Origin of the sequence: Paenarthrobacter sp. Z7-10 (assembly GCF_026932795.1) — a bacterium.
Taxonomy (GTDB): domain Bacteria; phylum Actinomycetota; class Actinomycetes; order Actinomycetales; family Micrococcaceae; genus Arthrobacter_M.
In genome coordinates this window covers 56615-77086 of record NZ_JADPVH010000005.1, presented here as the reverse complement: position 1 = coordinate 77086, position 20472 = coordinate 56615, and the positions used below count along the sequence as shown (strand labels likewise).

At 65.3% G+C, this 20472-nt stretch carries 19 protein-coding genes and 1 pseudogene; 10 read left to right on the top strand and 10 right to left on the bottom strand.

All coding sequences use genetic code 11. The features are described 5' to 3' along the window. Nucleotides 1-73 precede the first annotated feature (73 nt). The 9 genes from IV498_RS02890 (at nt 74) to IV498_RS02850 (ending at nt 8776) form a co-directional block, all read left to right on the top strand. Nucleotides 74-1765, top strand: coding sequence for a glycoside hydrolase family 13 protein (locus tag IV498_RS02890; RefSeq protein ID WP_269045045.1), 1692 nt, complete (start codon nt 74-76; stop codon nt 1763-1765). Nucleotides 1766-1951: 186 nt separating this feature from the next. Continuing rightward, complete coding sequence (locus IV498_RS02885) at nt 1952-2827, top strand: HpcH/HpaI aldolase/citrate lyase family protein (RefSeq protein ID WP_269045044.1); 876 nt, start codon at nt 1952-1954, stop codon at nt 2825-2827. Further along, complete coding sequence (locus tag IV498_RS02880; RefSeq protein WP_269045043.1) at nt 2808-3740, top strand: DUF2797 domain-containing protein; 933 nt, start codon at nt 2808-2810, stop codon at nt 3738-3740. Before IV498_RS02885 ends, IV498_RS02880 begins: the two co-directional genes overlap by 20 nt. A gap of 29 nt (nt 3741-3769) precedes the next feature. Further along, entirely contained in the window at nt 3770-3994 is a 225-nt protein-coding gene (locus tag IV498_RS02875) for a DUF3188 domain-containing protein (RefSeq protein WP_269045042.1), read from the top strand. 74 nt (nt 3995-4068) lie between these two features. Then, a complete protein-coding gene (locus IV498_RS02870; protein WP_269045041.1) occupies nt 4069-4518 on the top strand; it encodes an FAS1-like dehydratase domain-containing protein in 450 nt (149 codons plus the stop codon). Continuing rightward, on the top strand, nt 4518-4949 hold the full coding sequence (locus tag IV498_RS02865; protein WP_269045040.1) for a MaoC family dehydratase: 432 nt from the start codon (nt 4518-4520) through the stop codon (nt 4947-4949). The genes IV498_RS02870 and IV498_RS02865 overlap by 1 nt, the downstream gene beginning before the upstream one ends. Before the next feature lie 42 nt (nt 4950-4991). After that, on the top strand, nt 4992-6062 hold the full coding sequence (locus IV498_RS02860) for a UDP-N-acetylmuramate dehydrogenase (protein WP_269045039.1): 1071 nt from the start codon (nt 4992-4994) through the stop codon (nt 6060-6062). Nucleotides 6063-6269: 207 nt separating this feature from the next. Then, entirely contained in the window at nt 6270-7364 is a 1095-nt protein-coding gene (locus IV498_RS02855; RefSeq protein WP_269045038.1) for a fatty acid desaturase family protein, read from the top strand. A gap of 191 nt (nt 7365-7555) precedes the next feature. Further along, on the top strand, nt 7556-8776 hold the full coding sequence (locus IV498_RS02850) for a winged helix DNA-binding domain-containing protein (RefSeq protein ID WP_269045037.1): 1221 nt from the start codon (nt 7556-7558) through the stop codon (nt 8774-8776). A 218-nt stretch (nt 8777-8994) separates the two neighbouring features. Here IV498_RS02850 and asd read toward each other — a convergent pair whose 3' ends face one another. The 10 genes and pseudogenes from asd to IV498_RS02800 form a co-directional block, all read right to left on the bottom strand. Then, nucleotides 8995-10122 carry an aspartate-semialdehyde dehydrogenase gene (gene asd, locus IV498_RS02845; RefSeq protein ID WP_269045036.1) on the bottom strand — a complete coding sequence of 376 codons (1128 nt, stop codon included), beginning with the start codon at nt 10120-10122 and terminating at the stop codon, nt 8995-8997. 74 nt (nt 10123-10196) lie between these two features. After that, nucleotides 10197-10724, bottom strand: a complete 528-nt coding sequence (locus IV498_RS02840; protein ID WP_269045074.1) for a dihydrofolate reductase — start codon at nt 10722-10724, stop codon at nt 10197-10199. Between the two features lie 125 nt (nt 10725-10849). After that, nucleotides 10850-11671 (bottom strand): annotated as a pseudogene (locus tag IV498_RS02835) (thymidylate synthase). Between the two features lie 61 nt (nt 11672-11732). Then, on the bottom strand, nt 11733-12710 hold the full coding sequence (locus IV498_RS02830) for an NUDIX hydrolase (protein ID WP_269045035.1): 978 nt from the start codon (nt 12708-12710) through the stop codon (nt 11733-11735). Then, nucleotides 12710-14953 carry an RNA degradosome polyphosphate kinase gene (locus IV498_RS02825; protein WP_269045034.1) on the bottom strand — a complete coding sequence of 748 codons (2244 nt, stop codon included), beginning with the start codon at nt 14951-14953 and terminating at the stop codon, nt 12710-12712. The genes IV498_RS02830 and IV498_RS02825 overlap by 1 nt, the downstream gene beginning before the upstream one ends. Before the next feature lie 55 nt (nt 14954-15008). Beyond that, the gene (gene mshD / locus IV498_RS02820) at nt 15009-15995 is read right to left on the bottom strand and encodes a mycothiol synthase (protein ID WP_269045033.1); all 987 of its coding nucleotides are present in this window, start codon (nt 15993-15995) and stop codon (nt 15009-15011) included. 280 nt (nt 15996-16275) lie between these two features. Then, complete coding sequence (locus IV498_RS02815) at nt 16276-17127, bottom strand: ABC transporter permease subunit (protein ID WP_269045032.1); 852 nt, start codon at nt 17125-17127, stop codon at nt 16276-16278. Continuing rightward, entirely contained in the window at nt 17124-18056 is a 933-nt protein-coding gene (locus tag IV498_RS02810) for an ABC transporter ATP-binding protein (RefSeq protein ID WP_269045031.1), read from the bottom strand. The genes IV498_RS02815 and IV498_RS02810 overlap by 4 nt, the downstream gene beginning before the upstream one ends. After that, complete coding sequence (locus IV498_RS02805) at nt 18053-18730, bottom strand: TetR family transcriptional regulator (protein ID WP_269045030.1); 678 nt, start codon at nt 18728-18730, stop codon at nt 18053-18055. The genes IV498_RS02810 and IV498_RS02805 overlap by 4 nt, the downstream gene beginning before the upstream one ends. Nucleotides 18731-18786: 56 nt before the next feature. Then, a complete protein-coding gene (locus IV498_RS02800; RefSeq protein WP_269045029.1) occupies nt 18787-19485 on the bottom strand; it encodes a winged helix-turn-helix transcriptional regulator in 699 nt (232 codons plus the stop codon). A gap of 146 nt (nt 19486-19631) precedes the next feature. On the opposite strand from IV498_RS02800, the gene IV498_RS02795 reads away from it, so the two are divergent. Next, complete coding sequence (locus IV498_RS02795; RefSeq protein WP_269045028.1) at nt 19632-20366, top strand: permease; 735 nt, start codon at nt 19632-19634, stop codon at nt 20364-20366. Nucleotides 20367-20472: the final 106 nt, after the last annotated feature.

Sequence of the window (20472 nt, the reverse complement as noted above, 5' to 3'; positions counted from 1 at the left end):
GGCGCCGTCGTCGAACTCCCCGTACCGCGCAGCAGCTTCCGCTCAGTCCCCAACCCCAACAAAGGAATCTCCCGTGTCTTCCACCGCAACCGCGGCTAACATGTCTCCGGCCGACCGCATGGCTGATCCGAACTGGTGGCGCCAGGCGGCCGTCTACCAGATCTATCCGCGCAGTTTCTCCGATTCCAACGCTGACGGACTGGGCGACATCCGGGGCATCACGGCCAAGGTGCCGTACCTGGCCTCGCTGGGCATCGACGCGGTCTGGCTCAGCCCGTTCTATCCGTCGGCCTTGGCCGACGGCGGCTACGACGTCGATGATTACCGCAACGTGGACCCCAAGCTCGGCAGCCTGGCGGACTTCGACGCGATGGTCGCCGAACTCCACGGAGCGGGCATCAAGCTGATCGCGGACATCGTGCCCAATCATTCCTCAAACCGGCATGAATGGTTCCGGGAAGCTCTGGCCGCGCCGGAGGGCTCCTCCGCACGGGACCGATACATCTTCCGCGATGGCCAAGGTCCGGACGGCTCGCTTCCCCCCTCGGATTGGGAGTCCGTCTTCGGTGGCAGCGCCTGGCAGCGCAGTGTGGACCAGGACGGAACGCCGGGCCAGTGGTACCTGCACCTGTTCGCCCCCGAGCAGCCGGATCTGAACTGGGATAACCAGGAGGTCCGCGACGACTTCCTCAAAACCCTGCGCTTCTGGTCCGACCGGGGTGTGGATGGCTTCCGCGTCGATGTGGCGCACGCCCTGACCAAGGACATGACGCATCCGCTGCCCTCAAAGGATGAGCTGGGCTCCGAAGGCGAACTGCAGGACGGCTCGCATCCGTTCTGGGACCGGGACGAGGTGCACGAAATCTACGCCCAGTGGCGTGCCCTGTTCAACGAATACACGCCGCCGCGCACCGCCGTCGCGGAGGCATGGGTGCATTCCTCCCGGCGCGCCCGGTACGCCAGCCCGGAGGGATTGGGCCAGGCGTTCAACTTTGACCTGCTGCTGGCTGATTTTGACGCGGAGCAGTTCCGCGCGGTCATCACCCGGAACCTGGCCGAGGCCGCCGATTCCGGCGCATCCTCCACCTGGGTCTTTTCCAACCACGACGTCGTCCGTCATGCCACGCGGTACGGCCTGCCCAAGGGCGGTGGCCGGGAAGGCCGGGGGCAGGACGGTAAAGCCTGGCTGCTGAACGGGGGATCCGCCGCGGAACTGGATCTGGTCACCGGCACCCGCCGGGCGCGGGCCGCCTCGCTGCTGATGCTGGCACTGCCGGGTTCCGCGTACCTGTACCAGGGCGAAGAACTGGGATTGCCGGAAGTTGCGGACATTCCGGATGCGGCCCGCCAAGACCCGACTTTTTTCCGTAATCAGGGAGTGGACAAGGGACGCGACGGATGCCGGGTGCCGCTGCCATGGACCGCCGAGGGCGAGTCCTTCGGCTTCGGCGACGCTGGCGCGCATCTGCCGCAGCCGCGGGAGTTTGGCGCCTACTCGGTCGAGTCTCAGGAAGGTGACCCCTCCTCCACCCTCGAGCTGTACCGGGCGGCCCTGAAACTGCGCCGCCAATTGCAGACGTCCGAGGAACTGACGTGGATTTCCTCCGCGGACAGCGTGCTGCACTTCACCCGCCCGGCTGGGTGGCAGTCGGTGACCAACTTCGGCACCGAGCCGATTCCGCTGCCAGCGGGCACGATGTTGATCAGCAGCGGCCCGCTGGATGCCGGCCTGCTTCCGGCCGACACCACCGTCTGGCTGAGCTGACCCTGGTTGACGCTGAGCTGACGCCGGCTGATACCGGGCTCCGCCAGGCAGGTCTTCGCTGCGGGTCCCGTGCGCTTCACCGCGCCTGGGCCCGCAGCGCTCTGCGGAGCATTTATGTTCTTATTGGTCGTGCCGCGCCGACCCCTCCGGACCGTGCCGGGACCACTGCGGATATACGGTAGATATATGACTTCTTCAGCCGCCGACGTTTCCGCCCCCCGCCAGCCAGTCCGTCCCCGGGACATTCCGGCGGACATCGCCCGGTCCTGGCTGCTCGTTCCGGCCACTAAGCCCGAGAGCTTCAATGAGGCGGCCGCCTCCCGGGCGGACGCCATGGTGCTGGACATCGAGGACGCGGTGGACCCAGTAAACAAGGCGACGGCCCGTGCCGGAGTGATTGAGTGGCTGAACAACGGCGGACAGGCTTGGGTGCGCATCAATGACGTGCACTCCGATTTCTGGGCCGACGACGTTGCCGGGCTCCGGAACAATCCGGGGCTGCTCGGCGTGATGCTGGCCAAGACCGAAAACGCGGAACAGGTCAAGGAAACGTTCCACCGCCTCGACGGAAAAAGCCGGGTGCTGGCGCTGGTTGAATCCGCCGTCGGCATCGAGGAAGCGAACAACATCGCCCGCGCGGAGGGCGCCTTCCGGCTGGCTTTCGGTTCCGGTGACTTCCGCCGCGACACCGGCATGAGCGCGGACCGTGAAGCGATGGCCTACCCACGGGCCAAGCTTGTCGTGGCGAGCCGGGTCGGCAACCTGCCCGGCCCGATTGACGGCCCCACCGTTGGCACCAACCATCCGATCCTGCGCGAGCAGTCCGCCATCACGGTGTCGATGGGTATGACCGGGAAGCTGTGCCTGGCCATTGACCAGACCACGATCATCAACGAGGTCATCAGCCCCACGCCCTCGGATGTCGCCTGGGCCACGGATTTCATGGCGGACTTCGACGCCCGCGGCGGCGTGATCCGGGACGGCTCGGACCTGCCCCGGCTGGGACGTGCGCAAAAGATCATGAAGTTGGCCGTCGCCTTCGGTGTGCAGCCGGCGCTCTGAGCACACCGTGCTGATCCGCGGCATCAGCTACGGTGCGGCGGGCCCATCGCTGGATTTCACCGGTGTGGAGGGGAACGCCGCGCTCCAGTTGCGGGCGGGGGACTGGCTGCGGTTCAGCGTCGAAGGGGGACCCCGGCGGTGCCTGGGCATCTTTACAGTGTTGGGCCCGACGACGGCGGAACACCATCCGTGCGCGGGCGCGGCTCCTGCGGCCCGCGGCTACCAATGCGGCAGCTGCTTTGCCCGCGACGACTTTCGCCTGGTCCACAACGTCCATCGGGATACCGGTCCGGGTGCCGCCCTGCCGCCGGGACTTGCCTCATACCTGAGTCAGGAGCACTGGCTCTATATAGCCACCTTTGCCGACGGTTCCAGCAAGGTTGGGACCGCTTCATCACGGAGCAAATTCAGCCGGCTGGCTGAGCAGGGCGCCGTGGTGGCGTGCTACGTTGCCGCGGCACAAGATGGGCGCATCGTGCGGATCTTGGAGGACGCGGTCAGCGGCGGACTCAGCCTTACCCAGCGGATCAGGGCTGCGGTGAAATCGGCGGCACTGCTGGCTCCCCGGCCGGATCACGAACTGTCCTCCATCAACGACCGGCAGGCCGGGGCGGTTCGGGAATTCTTGAAATCTGTCAACCTGGCGGGATTTCGGATTGTGGACGAGGAATGGAAACGTCCAAGCTTTGGCGCCGCACTCTGCCGTCCCGGAACCCGGTACGCTTATCCGCAGGCCCTGGAATCAGGGGCCCACGGCCTGCAGTTGGTCTCGCTGCTGGGCAGCTGCGCACTCGTCCGGTTGGACGCATCCGACGCCGACTTTTTGCTGGACCTTGGACGGCTCAAAGGCCGGACCATCAGGCCGGGTAATTTTTGCTCAGCGGCTCCCGCCCTGCAGGAGCGGCTGTTCTAGCACATTCTCCCCGCTAAGCTGGGAACGTGATGAATGACTCGTGGGAATCCTCCGGCCGCCTGTATAGGGTGCTGGTCTTCGCGGCGATGGGCTTTATCGCCGTCGGCCTTATCCTGACCATCGCGGGGACCAGTACGGAGAACCGTCCACTGACCTTTACCGGTCTGCCGTTCATCGGCGTTGGACTGTTGCTGCACATCGCGGGGCTGGTAGCCCGTGGCCGGGCGGCGCGCAGACGCCTTGGCAGCAAGTAGTGGTAGTGCACCATGGGCGGTGCCTGTAGGAACCTGCCGGCACGACTAAGTCGGCGGAGGATAGGATTTGGACCATGACTATTAATCCGGATCTGGCCGGCCGCGTCTATCCGGCCGAGGCCGTCTACGAGGTGAGCCGGGAAAAAATCCGTGAGTTCGCACGCGCTGTGCAAGCGACCCATCCGGCGCATTTTGATTTGCAGGCCGCACAGGCCCTCGGCCATCCGGATCTGCTGGCGCCGCCGACGTTCGCCATCATTGTGGCCCAGCGCGCCGACGCACGACTGATCGAAGATCCCAGCTCCGGCATAGATTTTTCCCGGGTTGTTCACGCCGAGCAGCGGTTCACCCATCATCGGCCGATCGTTGCCGGGGACGAATTGACGGCGGAACTGCATGTCGACACGGTCCGGGCGATGGGCGGCGGCGCGATGATCACCACCCGGGCCGAAATCGTCGCCGCGGACGGCGAACCGGTCGCCACCACCACTTCGGCCATCCTGGTCCGGGGAGAGGAGCAGTAGTGGGCATCAGCGCGCAGGAACTGAGCATTGGGCAGTCCATCGGCTCCCGCAGCATCCCTGTCTGCCGGCAGGACCTCATCCGCTATGCGGGTGCCTCCGGCGACCTCAACCCGATTCACTGGAATGAGCGGTTCGCCCGTGAAGTTGATCTGCCCGGCGTGATCGCACACGGCATGCTCACCATGGGCGCCGTCGTGTCGCTGGTCACCGACTGGGCGGGCGACCCGGCCGCCGTCGTCGGCTATCAGACCCGATTCACGAAACCGGTGCCGGTGCGGGATACCGACGGAGCCCCCGGCGCCGTGATCGACGTGGCCGGCGTCATCGGCGCCATCGACACCGAAAAGTCCACCGCGCGCGTCGATCTCACGGTCACGACCGAAGGCCAGAAGGTGCTCGTCAAGGCGCAGGTCATCGTCCGGCTGGCCTGAGCCGAACCTCCCGGCACGCAGCCCGGACGGTAGGGTTGTTCCGTGACTGCGCAGACCCTCCTGAGCTCCCTGACCACCCTCGGCGTCGGCGGTCCCGCCGGAAAATTCATCGAGGCCGGTTCGGAGCCGGAAATCATTGACGCCGTGCGCAACGCCGACGCGGCAGGCGAAGAACTGCTGGTCCTCGGCGGCGGATCCAATCTGGTGGTCGCCGACTCGGGCTACCCCGGATCGGTTCTGCGGATTACCAGTACCGGTTTCACCGTCGCCTCCGAGGACAGCTGCGGTGGGGTGTCAGTCGTCGTGGCGGCCGGCCACAACTGGGACGATCTGGTCCACACCTCGGTGCTGCACGCCTGGAGCGGATTGGAAGCGCTCGCCGGCATACCTGGGCTCACTGGCGCCACTCCGGTGCAGAACGTGGGAGCCTACGGCGCGGACGTCAGCCAGACCATCGCGTCTGTGCGCGTTTGGGACCGGCAGCGCGGAGCCGTGCGGACTTTCACCAGCTCCGAGCTGCGCTTCGGCTACCGCGATTCGATTCTCAAGCGGACGACGACGGCCGGCTCGCCACGGCATGTGGTGTTGACCGTTGAGTTTCAGCTGGCGTTGGGCCGGATGAGCGTTCCGATCAAGTACGCCGAGCTGGCACGGAAGCTGAGCGTGGAGGTCGGCCAGCGGGCTTACTCCACGGACGTGCGGCGGGCGGTGCTGGAGCTGCGCGCCTCCAAGGGGATGGTGCTGGACGCCGCGGACCGGGACACCTGTTCCACCGGATCCTTCTTCACCAATCCCATAGTCCCGGCAGCAGTGGCTGACTCGCTGCCGGACGACGCGCCGCGCTACCCGACCGGTGCGGACGGCTTGGTCAAGCTCAGCGCCGCATGGCTGATTGACCGGGCCGGATTCGCCAAAGGCTTTGGCTTGGAGTCCGATGGCGTGGCCGGTGGGCGGGCGGCGCTGTCCACCAAGCACACCCTGGCTATCACCAACCGGGGTGCGGCGTCGACGGCTGACGTGCTCGCCATCGGCCGGGCTGTTCGCGACGGAGTGCGCAGGACGTTTGGCATCGAGCTCGAACCCGAACCTTTGCTGATCGGCTGCGCTCTCTAGGCTCGCCCGGGATGGCAAACGGGACCAACGTCCAGCATCCCGACAGCGGCTGAGGCCGGTAGCCGAGACTGCCGCGCTCCCGCCCCCCCCGCCGCGCCCCGTACCCCGGTAGGGGGCCAAGACAGCTCCCGCGGGTGATGTGCCGGCAGGGGTGCAATCCGTAGTGTGGAGAGCAGATTGGGAAATCCGCCCGCGAAAGGTTCATTCATGTCTTCAGCTACGCTCGAAAAGTCGGCGCGCCCGGCACGGCCCGCCCGCGACCGCCACGTCACGGACTTTATAGCCTTGGCCGAACAGGTCCGCGCCGCCGGACTGATGAAACGGGACATTGGCTGGTATACCCGCCGGATGATCCGGCTGGGACTGGGATTCGCCCTTACGGCTTCCATGTTCGTCCTGCTGGGCAACAGTTGGTGGCAGATGCTGACCGCCGCACTGTTTTCCTTCATGTGCGGCCAGGCCGGGTTCCTCGCCCATGACGCCGCGCACCGCCAGATCTTCGCCTCGGCCAAGAAGAATGAGTGGACCGGGCGGATCGTGGGAAACCTCTTCGTCGGCCTGAGTTACGGCTGGTGGATGAACAAGCACGGCAAGCACCACGCCAACCCGAACAAGATCGGCAAGGATGACGACATCGCCGCCGGCGCCGTCATCTTCAATCCGGAGGACGCCGGAAAACGCACCGGCTTCGGTAAATGGTTCGCCGCGCACCAGGGTTCCTTCTTCTTCCCGCTGCTCACCCTTGTGGCCATCGATCTGCACATGTCGGCCATTAAGCGGGTCTTCAACAGGGACGAAATTGTGCCCGCCCGCAAGGCCGAGATTGCGCTGCTCGCTGTTCGGCTGATCGGCGTACCCGTCGCTGCCTTCCTGGTGATGGGGCCTTGGATCTCGCTGGCGTTCATTGGCGTCCACCTGGCCACCTTCGGCGTCTACTTTGGCGGCGCCTTTGCGCCGAACCACAAGGGCATGCCACTGGTTCCCAAGGACGTCAAGATTGACTTTATGCGCCGCCAAACCCTGATGAGCCGGAACATCAGTGGCGGCTGGTGGATCGACCGGGGCATGGGTGGACTGAACTACCAGATCGAACACCACCTCTTCCCGACCATGTCGTCCAAGAACCTCAAGCTGGTCCAGCCTATGGTGCGCCAGTACTGCGCGGAGCGGGATATCACCTACACCGAGACCACGCTGGGACATTCCTACGTCATCGTGATGAAGTACCTGAACCGTGTCGGACTTGGCCAGCGGGACCCCTTCGAGTGCCCGCTGACCGCCCACCTGCGGTCCGCCCGCTGATCCTTCGTGGGCGTGTCACGCCCGGCTGATTCTGCAGCCTGAGGTTAGCTCGGCCTATCCGAACCCGTGCGCGGACCGAAAGGGCCGGATAACACCGCACCAAACGGCACCCATTCCGGAATGAGGCGCTCGATGCCCCGCTTTCATTGAAGCGTTGACATTGGGCGCCTTGTTTTTGCTTAAATGGGTCCATGATCCAACAGGTAAGCCGGTCCACGCTGGCGCGGCTGCGCTTGGCGAACCAGCGGCTGGTCGGCAGCTCCTTCCGCAGTGCCGTAGATGCGGCACGCTGGATGACAGCCATGCAGGGCCAGGATCTGCCGGGTGCATTGTGGTCCATTGGCCTGCGCACCCCCGGCATCGGAATGGCTGATGTCCGGGCCGCGCTGGACACGGGGCAGATTGTTCGTTCCTGGCCTTTGCGGGGCACCTTGCACCTGACTGCGGCGGAGGACCTGGGCTGGATCATGAGCGTCGGTTCCGCCCGGATGATTTCCGCAGCGGCGGGACGGCATCGGCAGTTGGACATCTGCCCATCGGACGTGGAGAAGGTCCGCGCCGTTGCCGTCAATATGCTGGAAGGAGGACGCTCGGCCACGCGGACCGACCTTTTGACGGCCTTCCAATTGGCCGGTCAGGCGACTGCCGCGCAACGCGGGATCCACCTGCTGTGGCTGCTCAATCTCACCGGGACGCTGGTCCAGGGACCACTTGCTGGCACACAGCAACTCTTCGTCCTGATCGAGGAGTGGATTCCTCGACCCCGGCGCCTGGAGCGAACGGAAGCACTGCGGGAACTGGCTTTGGGATATTTCCGCAGTCACGGACCGGCTGCCCTGGCGGATTTCGCCTGGTGGGCCAAGCTAACGATCAAGGACGCCCGGCTGGGTCTTGAAGAGAACAAAGAATACCTGCGGGAGCTCCAGTACGGTACCTCGAACTACTGGCTCTCGAAGGAATCCGCCGATTCGTTGACGGGCAAGGATTTGGCCGGGACCCGGTCGCTGCTGCTGCTTCCCGGCTTCGACGAATACCTGCTCGGATACGCAGATCGAAGTGTGGCACTGGATCCCGGACATGCGGACCTGGTCGTGCCCGGCGGCAACGGCGTCTTCAAGCCCACCATCGTCTCGGGCGGGCGAGTGATAGGAACCTGGCGCAAGGACGCCAAGACAGCGGAGCCGGCAGCGAATGCGTCCGGCGCAGCGCTCGCAGGGTTTCGATCGGCAACCCTGGATTCAGATCCGGTCGGTCCGGCCCGGGCGGGGAGGCAGCCGGCCAAGGACCCTGTGACCCGCGCTGTCGGCGCTGAACCGATCCCGTTCAAGCAATTGACCCCGGCTCAGGAGAGTGCATTCGGCAAATCAGCTTCCCGTTATGCGAATTTCCTGGTCTCGCACGGAGCCGGTTGAGCACCGCGGCGTGCACACCGTGCACACCGTGGCCGCATGGGATGGCTTGGAGGGTAAGGTACCCGCCGGACTGCAGCCATGGATCCACATTCTCTTTCCGCTGTGCTGGTACGACTTTGGCCGGCTGTGTCTGTTGCGGCCATCGTTGCGCGCTCGAAGCAGCAGCACGCACTGCGCAAGGGATGCAATGCGGATCCGTTGGGAAGATCTGCGAGGCCTCAGAGTTCTCCGACGGCGATCTTGAGCATCCGGCGCAGCGGCTCGGCGGCGCCCCAGAGGAGCTGGTCGCCGACGGTGAAGGCGCTGATGTATTCCGGTCCCATTTCCAGTTTCCGTATCCGGCCCACGGGTATCTCCAGGCTTCCGGTCGCCGCCACCGGGGTGAGGTCGCTCATGGACGCATCCCTGGTATTGGGAATGACCTTGGCCCACTCATTGTCGGAGGCAATCAGGGACTCAATCTCGGAGACCGGCAGGTCCTCGCGAAGTCTCAGGGTGAGTGCCTGTGAGTGTGAGCGCATCGCCCCGATCCGGACGCACAGGCCATCCATGAGAATCCGGTTTCGGGCGGACGTCCCCAGAATTTTGTTGGTTTCCGCTCCGTTCTTCCACTCCTCCTTGGACTGGCCGTTGCCCAGGTCCGCGTCGATCCAGGGAATCAGGGAACCGGCCAGCGGGGCACCAAACTGCGAGGAATCCAGACCCGGGTCGCGCTGCTGCGCCAGTACAGCCCGGTCAATATCCAGGATGGCAGACGCCGGATCCTGCAGGCTGGCTGACGCGGCACCGTGCAAAGCGCCGAACTGGTTGAGCAATTCACGCATATGCCGTGCGCCGCCGCCGGACGCGGCCTGATAAGTCATCGAGGTGCCCCACTCGATTAGAGAGTTGCGGAATAGTCCCCCCAGCCCCATCAGCATGCAGGAAACGGTGCAATTGCCGCCGATGAAGTCCTTGACCCCGCTGGCCAACCCTGCGTCAATGACGTTCCGGTTGACCGGATCCAGCACGATGATGGATGAATCCTTCATCCGCAGCGTGGAGGCGGCATCGATCCACAAACCATCCCAGCCGGCCGCGCGCAGTTTCGGATGAACGGCGCTGGTGTAGTCCCCGCCCTGGGTGGTAACGATGATCGGCAGCTTGGCTAGGGTGTCAATGTCGAAGGCATCCGCCAACGCGCCGGCGTCCCCCGAAGCGGCGAATTCGGGAGCCTTTCCACCAGCATTGGAGGTGGAAAAGAAGACCGGGTTGATCGTCGCGAAGTCGCCTTCGTCCTGCATGCGCTGCATCAGGACGGAGCCCACCATGCCGCGCCAACCGACCAAGCCTACTGATTGAGTCATGGCTTAATTCTAGGTGAGTGCCCAGCTGGAATTGAATCCGGTTACGCCAGCCCGGCCCGCAGCCGTAGTTGCTGCTAGCCAGCGTCGAGCCCGGTGCCGTTCTTGCCCCACAGCGTGAAGCGGCAGCGGGTGCCGTTGCGGTCCGTCAGCCAGCCCTCGGGCGGAGTGCTGTTGTGCTGGGCCCATTCTGGCCCTAGCGTCGGCGCGTAGGTGTCACCGTCCGCGTCGGAATCGATGAAGGTGATGGCTGCGGCATTCGCGTGCTGCAGGGCTTCGGCATAGACCCGGCCGCCGCCGATGATCCAGACTTCATTGCTGCCGTCGCTGGATTGGGCCTCCACCAGGGCGTCTTCCAGCGAATGGACGACGACGGCGCCAAGCGCGGCGGGTGTGCCGGCCCAGCCCTGGCGGGTGGTGATGACGATGTTGGTGCGGTCCGGGAGGGGACGGTACTTGTCCGGGAAAGACTCCCAGGTCCGCCGGCCCATGATCACCGGATGCCCGGTGGTGATGCGTTTGAAGTGCGCCATGTCAGCCGGAGCGCGCCATGGCATGGTGCCATTCCGGCCGATGACACCATGCTCGGTCTGAGCCCAAATCATGCCGATGACCGGCGCGTGGAAGCTGTAGATCGGGGTCTTGTGCTGATCATCCGTCCCGGGGTGCTGTGCTGGCGCCTGCTCCGGCCACTGGTTCGGGTCGGGCATCTGGTTTTGAGCTTCAGAGTTCATACGGCAATCGGCGCCTTGATCGCGGGATGATGCTGATAGTTGAGAACTTCGAAGTCGTCCAGCTCGTAGTCAAAGATCGACGCCGGCGTCCGTTTCAGAAGCAGCTGCGGGTAGGGGTAGGGGTCGCGGCCGAGTTGCTCGTGGACCTGGTCCAGATGGTCATCGTAGATATGTACGTCCCCGCCGGTCCAAATGAACTCGCCCGGCTCCAGGCCAACCTGCGCGGCCACCATCAGCGTGAGCAGTGCGTAGGAAGCGATATTGAAGGGAACGCCAAGGAAGGTGTCGGCGCTGCGCTGGTACAGCTGGCAACTGAGCCGGCCCGGCGCTCCATCGGAGCCGGGGGAGACCTAGAACTGGAAAAACGCATGACAGGGAGGCAGCGCCATCTTGGACAGCTCGGCAACGTTCCAGGCCGAGACGATGTGCCGGCGCGAATCCGGGTTGCTCTGCAGTGAATCGAGGAGCTGGGCAATCTGATCGATATGGCCGCCGTCCGGCGTGGGCCAGGAGCGCCACTGGACGCCGTAGACCGGTCCCAGCTCGCCGTCGTCGTCCGCCCATTCATTCCAGATCCGCACGCCGCGCTCCTGCAGCCACTTCACATTGGAATCGCCGCGCAGGAACCACAGCAGCTCCAGCGCGACGGACTTGAAGTGCACGCGTTTGGTGGTGATCAGCGGGAAACTGCGGCTCAGATCGAAGCGCAGTTGGCGGCCGAAAACACTGTGCGTGCCGGTGCCGGTGCGGTCCGATTTGGGGGTGCCGTTGGCCAGCACGTCGCGCAGCAGGTCCTCGTACGGGGTGGGAATCGTCACCGGATAAGTCTAACCGCGCGCGCCGACACTGCGGGCTGGACGGCGGATTCGACGGTCCGGATCAGTCGTCATAGGGCCGATACTGCTCCACCGAGACAATCGTGGCGTTATCCAGGGCGTTGACTTGGCAAATGATTATTTCGCCCGGCGAGAGGTAGGGGTCCGCCGTTGGCAGCGCGGCCCGCAGTTCCTCGCTCATGTGTCGGCCCAGCCGTGCCAGGACGGTCGGGAGGGCGGGCCGGTGGGTGCACAGCGCCACCGGTGAGTGCTTATCAAAGAGGGAGTCGACGACGGCGGCCGTCTTCTTCGGCTGCCGCTTGTGGTTGGCCTCGGTGAGGGCGTCAACGACTTTGACCTTGGCTCCGGTGGACTTGATGTAGGGAGACATGGTGGCGACACAGCGCAGCCACGGGCTGGTCACCACCCGGCGGGGGCGCCAGGCGAGCAGCAGTTCCTTGACTGCCAGCGCCTGTCTCAGCCCGGTCGCGGCAAGCGGTCGATCACCCTCGGCGCGGGTCCAGGATGAGCGCGGCTTTGCCTTGGCATGGCGGACCACCAACAGCGGCCAGGTCTGGAGCGCAGCATTTTGCCGGGCCTCCTCCAGCGCCCGGAGCGGTTCCCGATCGGTGGGATTACTGAGCAGCTCAGCAGCCTCCTCCGGGCTGCACCAGAGCAGGCTGTCGACCTCTTTGCCATCGGCCTGCGGCTTGGCCTTGACCACCTGGGCAGCCCAATACCGCACCTCCTTCAGGCCGGAATTGACGGGATAATGGATGGTCGGCAGCGGAATCCCGAGCCTGATCTCCATGCCCACCTCCTCACGCACTTCCCGGACGGCGGTTTCCGGCAGGGTCTCCCCAGGATCGATCTTGCCCTTGGGCCAGGACCAATCGCCATAGCGTGGACGATGGATCAGCAGGACCTGGAACTTTTCCTTTTTGATCCGCCAACACACTGCGCCGGCGGCATACACAGTGATGACCGGCCGGCCGTCGTCGTGCGGCAACTGGGCCGTTTTTCCCGAAGCTCGCCTGGGCATCAGCGGCGGGCGGCGGTGCGCTGCCGGGAGCGGCTGGCCAGCAGCCAGGACTGGACGTCGGCGAGCGGCTGCCCGGAGTCGTCCAAATGGTGCCGCGTCCACACGCCGTCGTTGTCCAGATGCCAGCTCGCGGTGCGTGGATCGACGTAGCGGTCCAATAAGTAGGTCAGGTCCGCTATGTCCTCGGGGTTGCTCAGCTGCACCAGGGCCTCCACCCTGCGGTCCAGATTGCGGTGCATCATGTCTGCGGAGCCGATGTAAACCACCGGGTCCCCGGCGTTGGCGAAGCTGAAGACGCGTGAATGCTCCAGGAACCGGCCCAGCACGGAGCGGACCGTGATGTTCTCACTCAGGCCCGGAACTCCCGGCCGCAGCGAGCAGATGCCGCGGACTATGACATCGACCCGGACACCGGCCTGCGAGGCGCGGTAAAGCGCGTCGATGATCGCCTCATCGACCATGGAATTGACCTTGATCACGACCTTGCCGGCCAGCCCGGCCCTGCCGTTGGCGATCTCGCGTTCAATCCGGTCAATCAGCCCGGAGCGCACGGACCGCGGCGCCACCAGCAGCCGTTTGAAGGTGGATTTCGGGGCATACCCCGAGAGCTGATTGAACAGCTTGGACAGATCTTCGCCCACCTGGTTATCCGCCGTCAGCAGCCCCAGATCCTCGTAATAGCGCGCGGTGCGCGGATGGTAGTTGCCGGTGCCGATATGGCAGTAGCGGCGCAGCCCGTCCAGCTCCTGGCGCACCACCAGGGAGAGTTTGCAGTGTGTTTTCAGCCCCACGATGCCGTACACCACGTGCACACCGGCCTGCTCCAATTTTCGTGCCCACGAAATGTTTGCCTGCTCATCGAAACGGGCCTTGATCTCCACCAGCGCCAGGACCTGCTTGCCGGCCTCCGCGGCATCCACGAGCGCGTCCACGATGGGCGAGTCCCCGGAGGTGCGGTACAGGGTCTGCTTGATGGCCTGGACCTTGGGATCCGCGGCGGCCTGCTCCAGGAAGGCCTGCACCGAGGTGGAAAACGAGTCGTAAGGGTGGTGCAGCAGAATGTCGCGCCGGCGCATCGCGGCAAAAACATTCGCGGCCTTGGCGGTCTCGGATTCGTTCAGGTAGCGCGAGGTGTGCGCCAGGTGTTTGGGATAGCGCAGGTCGGTGCGGTCAATGCTGCCAATCACGGACAGCCCGCGCAGATCCAGCGGCGCCGGCAGGGCATAGACCTCCGAATCCTCCACGCCCAGTTCGCGGACCAGCAGGGCCCGGATGTTCGGGTTAATGTCCGTGGTCACTTCCAGCCGGACCGGAGGGCCAAAGCGCCGGCGCAGCAGTTCCTTTTCCAGCGCTTGGAGTAGATTCTCCGCGTCGTCCTCTTCGACCTCAAGATCTTCGTTGCGGGTGACCCGGAAGGTGTGCTGCTCCAGCACTTCCATGCCCGGAAAAAGCTGGTCCAGATGCTCGGCTATGACTTCCTCCAGCGGAATGAACCGCGCCACGCGTCCGGGCACGGAGCCGGCGCGCGGCCCGTCCACCGACATCAGCCGCGGCAGCTGGTCGGGCACCTTCACGCGGGCAAAGAGTTCCTTGTCGCTGATCGGATTGCGCACGACGACGGCAAGGTTCAGTGAGAGGCCGGAAATGTAGGGGAACGGGTGCGCTGGATCGACCGCCAGCGGTGTCAGGATGGGGAACACCTTCACGGCGAACATGTTGCTCAGGGAGGCCTTGGCCTTTTCGTCGAGTTCGTGCCAGTGCACCAAATGGATCTGCTCATAGGCCAGCGCCGGGCGGATCTGGTCGGCAAAAACGTGCGCATGCCGCGCCTGCAGCTCATGAGCGGCGTCGCTGATCTGCTCCAGCACCTCGATAGGGCTCAGCCCGGCCGGCGAAGGAACGGCCAGTCCGGTCGCGATCCGCCGCTTCAGCCCGGCCACCCGGACCATGAAGAACTCGTCCAGATTGGAGGCAAAAATGGACAGGAAGTTAACGCGTTCCAGCAGCTGCAGGTCCGCGTCCTCGGCCAGTTCCAGCACGCGCGCGTTGAAGGCGAGCCAGCTGATCTCGCGGTCCAGGAAACGGTCCGGCGTCACCTCGCCCTCCGGGATCAGGTTCGGTGCGAACTCCGGAATGTCGATCCGGTCCTGAGTGGCTCTGGCCGCCTGCACTTCCGATGAACCGAATCGATCGGTTGGCAGTGCAGTGGTACTGCGCACTGTCCCTGCGGTGTCCGGTTTCATCTGCTCTCCCCTAAAATCCATCGCTCCCCGTCAACCCTACAAGTTTTTGCCGCGCTCATCCCGGCGCCGGCGCATACATCACATCGGCATCCCAACGGGTGAACCCGAGCTTGCGGTACAGCGCCACGGCGGCCGCATTGTCCGCATCCACATACAGCATGATGGCCTGCAGGGAGGCGGACTGCAGGTGCCGGATGCCAGCCACCGTCAGCGCCTTCCCCAGCCCCATTCCCTGCGCCGCGGGCGTGACGCCGACGACGTACACCTCACCGATGGCGGGATGCCCGTCCCGGCGTGGATGGATCTTGGTCCAGTGGAATCCGAGCAGCTGTTCGTTGCCGCGGGCGTCTGTTTGCGCAGCGAGGAAGAAACCGGCCGGGTCGAACCACGGCTCGGCCATTCGTGCCTGCAAGTCGGCCAGGGTGGTGGAGCCCTGCTCCCGGTGGTGGGCGAAGGCCGCCGCGTTCGCCGTCAGCCAGGGCGCCTCGTCCCGGCCGGGAACGAAGGTCCGCAGCGTAACACCGTCCGGAAGCGAAGGCTCGGGCAACGGCTGCACCGGAGCGTGGTCGCGGACCAGGCGCATCCGCCACAGCTCACGGACGGCCACGAAACCGTATCTTTCGGCCAGCTCCGCCGCCGCCGCGGAATTGCCGTGCGACCAGGCCTGCAGCCTCTCCAGGCCCTGGGCTTCCCGAAGCTTGTCCACCAGCAGCGCGCCCACTCCCTGGTTCCGGTATTGCGGATGCACCACCAGTTCCAGCACGCGGCTGTCCCCATGGCCGACGACGACGGCGACGCCCGCCAGGTCGCGTGCGTCGGACGGGCCGGCGGTCTCCGGCCCGTCGTAGGCGGCCAGTACGAGCAATGAGTTCGGCTCGGCCGGTGCTGCGCGCAGATCGATGAGCGTCTGTTCCGACAACGGAGGATTGCCGTCGGACTCCATGGCCGCCGTAACCAGGGTTTCAATGTCGTGCAGCAGCGCCGCTTCCGGGGTCCCCGTCGCGATCGGATCGGGCCGGCCGCCGGTCTCTTTTCCACCCATGGACAAAGCCTAATGCCCAGCGCTAAGGCGTGGGAGGATCGGCGCCGCCAGCTGCGCACCACCGGGTCCGTTTGAAACGCGGCGGGGGCTCGGGTACTGTGATGTCCAGCCCGGCGGTTTCCGCGGGGACGAGGGGGATGCACCATTGGGGTGCCCGCGATACGTTCGACCCGTATGTCCTCCACCAGTGGGACCACACCACCCTTATCGAATGGTCCACCGTCGTCTCAACCGCGGTCGTCCCACCCCCTTCGTACGGACCCTGTGGCCTTGGATCGTCCTAGACCCCAACATCCCGGCGCCGCAGCACCATGGCCGTGAGGGCACCCATCAGCACCGCCAAGCCAAACAAGGCCACCACGGCCAGCGGGTTGGCGCCGGAGTTCATCGGATTGTTCCCATAAGCCCAGTAATAAGGTGAGAGCCGGTGCAACCACTCCACATCCGGGCTTTGGTTGCCCACCGCGTTGAAGACGTAGCCCAGTACCGCCACGGCGGCCCCGACTCCGACGCCCCATATCCGGCGGCCGGTACTGGCGCCGGCCAGCAGTGCGGCCGTCCCGCTGAGCAGCGACAAACCGGCGAAGAGTAGGCAGCAGCCCAGCAGGTTGGCCGTGTCCAGCTGCAGCTGTGCGGGTCCGTTCAGGGCCGCAACTAGCACAAAGACCAGGGTCGCGAGGATCAGCAATTTAACGACCAGGGCCAAAAAACGCTCCAGCGCGACTTGGGTGCGGGTGACCGAATGGGCGAGGGTCAGTTCCAGCTGGCCCGACTCCTCGTCGCCGCCGATGGCGCCAGCACCCCAGCCCACGGCCGCGATACTGGTCAGCAGGAATCCCATCAGGCCAAAAAGGGTGGACTGGGTGTAGCCGGCGCCGGTGCCGATCTGGTCGTAGTTGAGCGCGTGGACCAGCTGTGGAGGCATCGAATTGATCAGCTGCTGCATCTGGTCGCTGCCGCCAATGCTGGGAAACAGCGGAAGGTAGAGGAAGATCACGGCAGCCAGGCCAGCGGCCCAGCCCGCCAGCGAGCGCCACGTGTCGGAGAAAACCTTGCCGAAAACCGGAAGGGGTTTACGGCGCCGGTCCACCGCAGAGTCCGATCGAGGCGAAGTGGCAGTTGTGGCGCTCATGACTGTTCCTCGGAATTGGGGGCGGTGTACAGAGACAGGACCGACTCTTCGAGGTCGGGTTCCTCCAGCACCAGGTCTGTCAACGGCAGGACCGCCAGCGCTGCGAGGATCGGTGCGATCGCTCCGGCGAGGGTGGCCGAGGCCGCAGCCCCGCGTCCGTCGTCGTCGGTAATCTTCAGATTGTCCAGCCCCGGCAGTGTCTGCAGCCGGGACCGCAGGTCACCGGCACCGGTCCCGGCGACGCGCAGCCGCAGATGGCGGACGGCGGTCCCCCGCAGGTCCTCGACCGTGGCGACCCGCACGATCCGCCCGTTGCGCAGGATGGCCACCTCATCGGCGGCCTGCTGGATTTCGCTGATCACATGGGAGGACAGGAACACGCACTGCCCCGCCGCCTTCGATTCCTTGACCATGGCGAGGAATTCCTGCCGCATCAGTGGGTCGAGGCCGCTCGTGGGTTCGTCCAACACCAGCAGGGCGGGTTCATGCATAAACGCCTGAATGATGCCCAGCTTCTGTTTGTTGCCCTTGGAGAGTTTGCGGACCGGGCGATCCAGATCGACTCTGAGCCGCTCGGCCAGTTCGTCGATCCGTCCCGGCCGCACCGGGCCGGAGATGTCAACGTACTGGGTCAGCAAACGGCGCCCGCTGATCCGGCCCTGCAGGATCAGATCACCGGGAAGGTAGCCGATCCGGCGGCGCAGCGCCGGCCCCGCGTTGCGCGCATCCGTATCCAGGACGCGTGCCCGGCCGGACGAGGGCCGAATAATGTCCAGCAGGATCCGCATGGTGGTGGTCTTGCCCGCTCCGTTCGGGCCGATCATGCCGAAAACGGTTCCCGGGGCCACGCTAAAGCTGACCCCGTCCAGCGCGGTGCTGTGGCCAAAGGTCTTATACAGGTCCACCGCTTCAATGGCGGGCGCGGTCATTCCTGAGCCCCTTCCGCGGTCCGGACTGCCGCGCCCGTTTCCCCTGTGGCCGCAGCATCCAAGGCTGCCCGGGCCGCCTGCAGGAACCTGTCATCGGTGTACAGGCCGTACGTGTATAGCTCAAGCGAGGGGAGGGCGATCCGGCGCATCAGCTCGGAGGTCAGCTCGTCGTGGCCTAGCCCGCGGGTGAAGTGCTGCGGCATGGCCAGCACAGCCAGGGAGGTCATGACGATCAGCACACTCACCGCCCGCGGGTCCTCGAGCCGGCGGACGCTGCCATCTGCCACTCCGGCGCGGAGGATCGACTCGGTTTCGGTGGTCAGGGTGTCCACAAATGTCCGGCCGGCCGCCGTGTCCTCGGCGATGGCCCGACCCAGATAGCGCATCATGAGCTGGAGTTTCTCGGGTCCGCTCAGGAAATCCGCTACCGCGCCGGGCAGCCCCTCCGGACTGGACTCACTGCGGGCCTGTGCGACGACGGCGGCCAGCACATGCTCGTCGCAGGCACGGCGCAGTCCTTCCTTTGAGCCGAAGTGGTGGATGAGCAGGCCGGCGCTGACACCGGCAGTCCCGGCGATGGCGCGAAGGTTCGCCTTGCCAAAGCCCTCGGTTGCGAAGTGACGGACGGCCGCGTTCCGAATACGGGCCTGGCTGGAGAGCTCCTCTGAACCCATGTTCAACATACTAAACGCCTGTTCAGCCATCGGCAAGAGGCTGCCCGCGCCGGGGATCAGGCCTCGGTGAGCTCCTCATTCGCCAGCCGGAGCAGCGTGAGCCGGTAGCCGACATTGCGGACCGTGCTGATCAGGTTCTCGTGGTCCGAGCCAAGTTTGGCGCGCAGCCGGCGGACGTGGACGTCAACCGTTCGGGTGCCTCCGTAGTAGTCGTATCCCCACACCTCGCTGAGCAGCTGGGCCCGGGTGAACACCCGGCCGGGGTGCTGGGCCAGGTACTTGAGCAGTTCAAATTCCTTGTAGGTCAGGTTCAGTGCCTCGCCATTGACGCGAGCCGTGTAGCTTGCCTCATCGATGACGACACCGGCCGCCCGGATCTCCGTCTCCGGCCGACCATCCTCCGTGCTGGTCCGGGCCACCGCCAGTCGCAGCCGGGCCTCGACCTCAGCGGGCCCGGCCGAGTCCAGCAGGATGTCGTCAGCGGCCCAGCTTGCGGAGACGGCGGCCATTCCACCTTCGGTCAGGATGAGGATCAATGGCGTGCTCAGCCCGGTGGCCCGCAGGAGCTGAGTCAGGGAGCGGGCGCCCGCCAAGTCTTTCCGCGCATCAAGCAGGATGACGTCGCAGGGGTCGGTTTCCAACAGTGCGGTGGGCTCTGCCGGCAGAATGTGGATGCGGTGGCTCAGCAATTCCAGGGCAGGCAGGATATCCGTTGACGGTCCGGCGCTGTTGGTCAGTAACAGGATCTGCGACATGCTTCCTCCAAGGTGCGTGACGCGCATCTTTGAGCGTTCCCGGTGCCGAAATCGGACTGCAGCGGCAGGGGTTTGTCGTTGACTATACCGTTCCTGCTTGGCGGCGCCGGATAACGCGTCACGTTCGGATAGGGCAGGATTGGACTGTGAAGTCGTGGACGATAGGCATAGCCGGATTGACGGCGCTGGCTCTACTGATCGCCGGTACCTATGGATCGTTGGGTATTTCCCTGACGGCCGTGATCGGGCTCTGCGCGGCCTTCGGATTCGGCTGGCCACATTATCTGCGCGTGCCGGCCAAGAAGACCCTCGCCGTAATTATCGCCCTGTCCGGATCCGGCGGGGCCGTTTCCGCCGCCTTCAGCACCGGCCCCGGTTACCTGATGTGGCTGCCGGTCTCCACCGCGGCGGGTATTGGCGGAGTTTTTGTCGTCCAATTGGTTCGCGGTACCGGGCAGAGCCATCGGCTGGAATCCACGTTGGGGGCCAGCGCCGGGGTCCTGGTCTCCACCCTGGCGGGCGGTTGGATCGCCGCGGAACGGTTCAACGGCCATACAGCCATGATGCTCATCACCGGGCTCAGCGCCGCCGTCGCCCTGCTCGTCGGGCTGATCCGCTGGCCGGACCGAGTGATAGCGCCGCTGGCCGTCGGGCTTGCCGCGCTCACGGGCCCGATGGCGGCCCTGTTGTTTTCCGACGTGCGCATTGTTCCGGCCGCCATCATTGGGGCCGTCGTTGCCGCGGTGCTGATGAGCTTCCGCCATCTGGCCGGCCTTGCCGGTCCCCACCGGACGCAGCCGGGGGCCATCGCAATGGGCTTGGCGCCGATCGCGGCGCTGGGAACCTTGATTTACTTCATCGACAGATTGCTCATTACCTAGGCTCCGGAATCTTCGCGCTATTATGGGGGACATGTCGGTACTTGCCTTTGAAATCATCTTTATCTGCCTGCTGGTGATCGCCGGCCTGGCCATGGCGTGGTTCGCG

Excerpts from the sequence above, each read along its gene's own strand:
- IV498_RS02825 (WP_269045034.1), bottom strand. The coding sequence starts at position 14,953 with ATGAAACCGGACACCGCAGGGACAGTGCGCAGTACCACTGCACTGCCA.
- IV498_RS02850 (WP_269045037.1), top strand. The coding sequence starts at position 7,556 with ATGATCCAACAGGTAAGCCGGTCCACGCTGGCGCGGCTGCGCTTGGCG.
- IV498_RS02870 (WP_269045041.1), top strand. The coding sequence starts at position 4,069 with ATGACTATTAATCCGGATCTGGCCGGCCGCGTCTATCCGGCCGAGGCC.
- IV498_RS02855 (WP_269045038.1), top strand. The coding sequence starts at position 6,270 with ATGTCTTCAGCTACGCTCGAAAAGTCGGCGCGCCCGGCACGGCCCGCC.
- IV498_RS02815 (WP_269045032.1), bottom strand. The coding sequence starts at position 17,127 with ATGAGCGCCACAACTGCCACTTCGCCTCGATCGGACTCTGCGGTGGAC.
- IV498_RS02830 (WP_269045035.1), bottom strand. The coding sequence starts at position 12,710 with ATGCCCAGGCGAGCTTCGGGAAAAACGGCCCAGTTGCCGCACGACGAC.
- IV498_RS02805 (WP_269045030.1), bottom strand. The coding sequence starts at position 18,730 with ATGGGTTCAGAGGAGCTCTCCAGCCAGGCCCGTATTCGGAACGCGGCC.
- IV498_RS02800 (WP_269045029.1), bottom strand. The coding sequence starts at position 19,485 with ATGTCGCAGATCCTGTTACTGACCAACAGCGCCGGACCGTCAACGGAT.
- IV498_RS02875 (WP_269045042.1), top strand. The coding sequence starts at position 3,770 with ATGAATGACTCGTGGGAATCCTCCGGCCGCCTGTATAGGGTGCTGGTC.
- IV498_RS02885 (WP_269045044.1), top strand. The coding sequence starts at position 1,952 with ATGACTTCTTCAGCCGCCGACGTTTCCGCCCCCCGCCAGCCAGTCCGT.
- IV498_RS02840 (WP_269045074.1), bottom strand. The coding sequence starts at position 10,724 with ATGATTTGGGCTCAGACCGAGCATGGTGTCATCGGCCGGAATGGCACC.
- mshD (WP_269045033.1), bottom strand. The coding sequence starts at position 15,995 with ATGGGTGGAAAAGAGACCGGCGGCCGGCCCGATCCGATCGCGACGGGG.
- asd (WP_269045036.1), bottom strand. The coding sequence starts at position 10,122 with ATGACTCAATCAGTAGGCTTGGTCGGTTGGCGCGGCATGGTGGGCTCC.
- IV498_RS02810 (WP_269045031.1), bottom strand. The coding sequence starts at position 18,056 with ATGACCGCGCCCGCCATTGAAGCGGTGGACCTGTATAAGACCTTTGGC.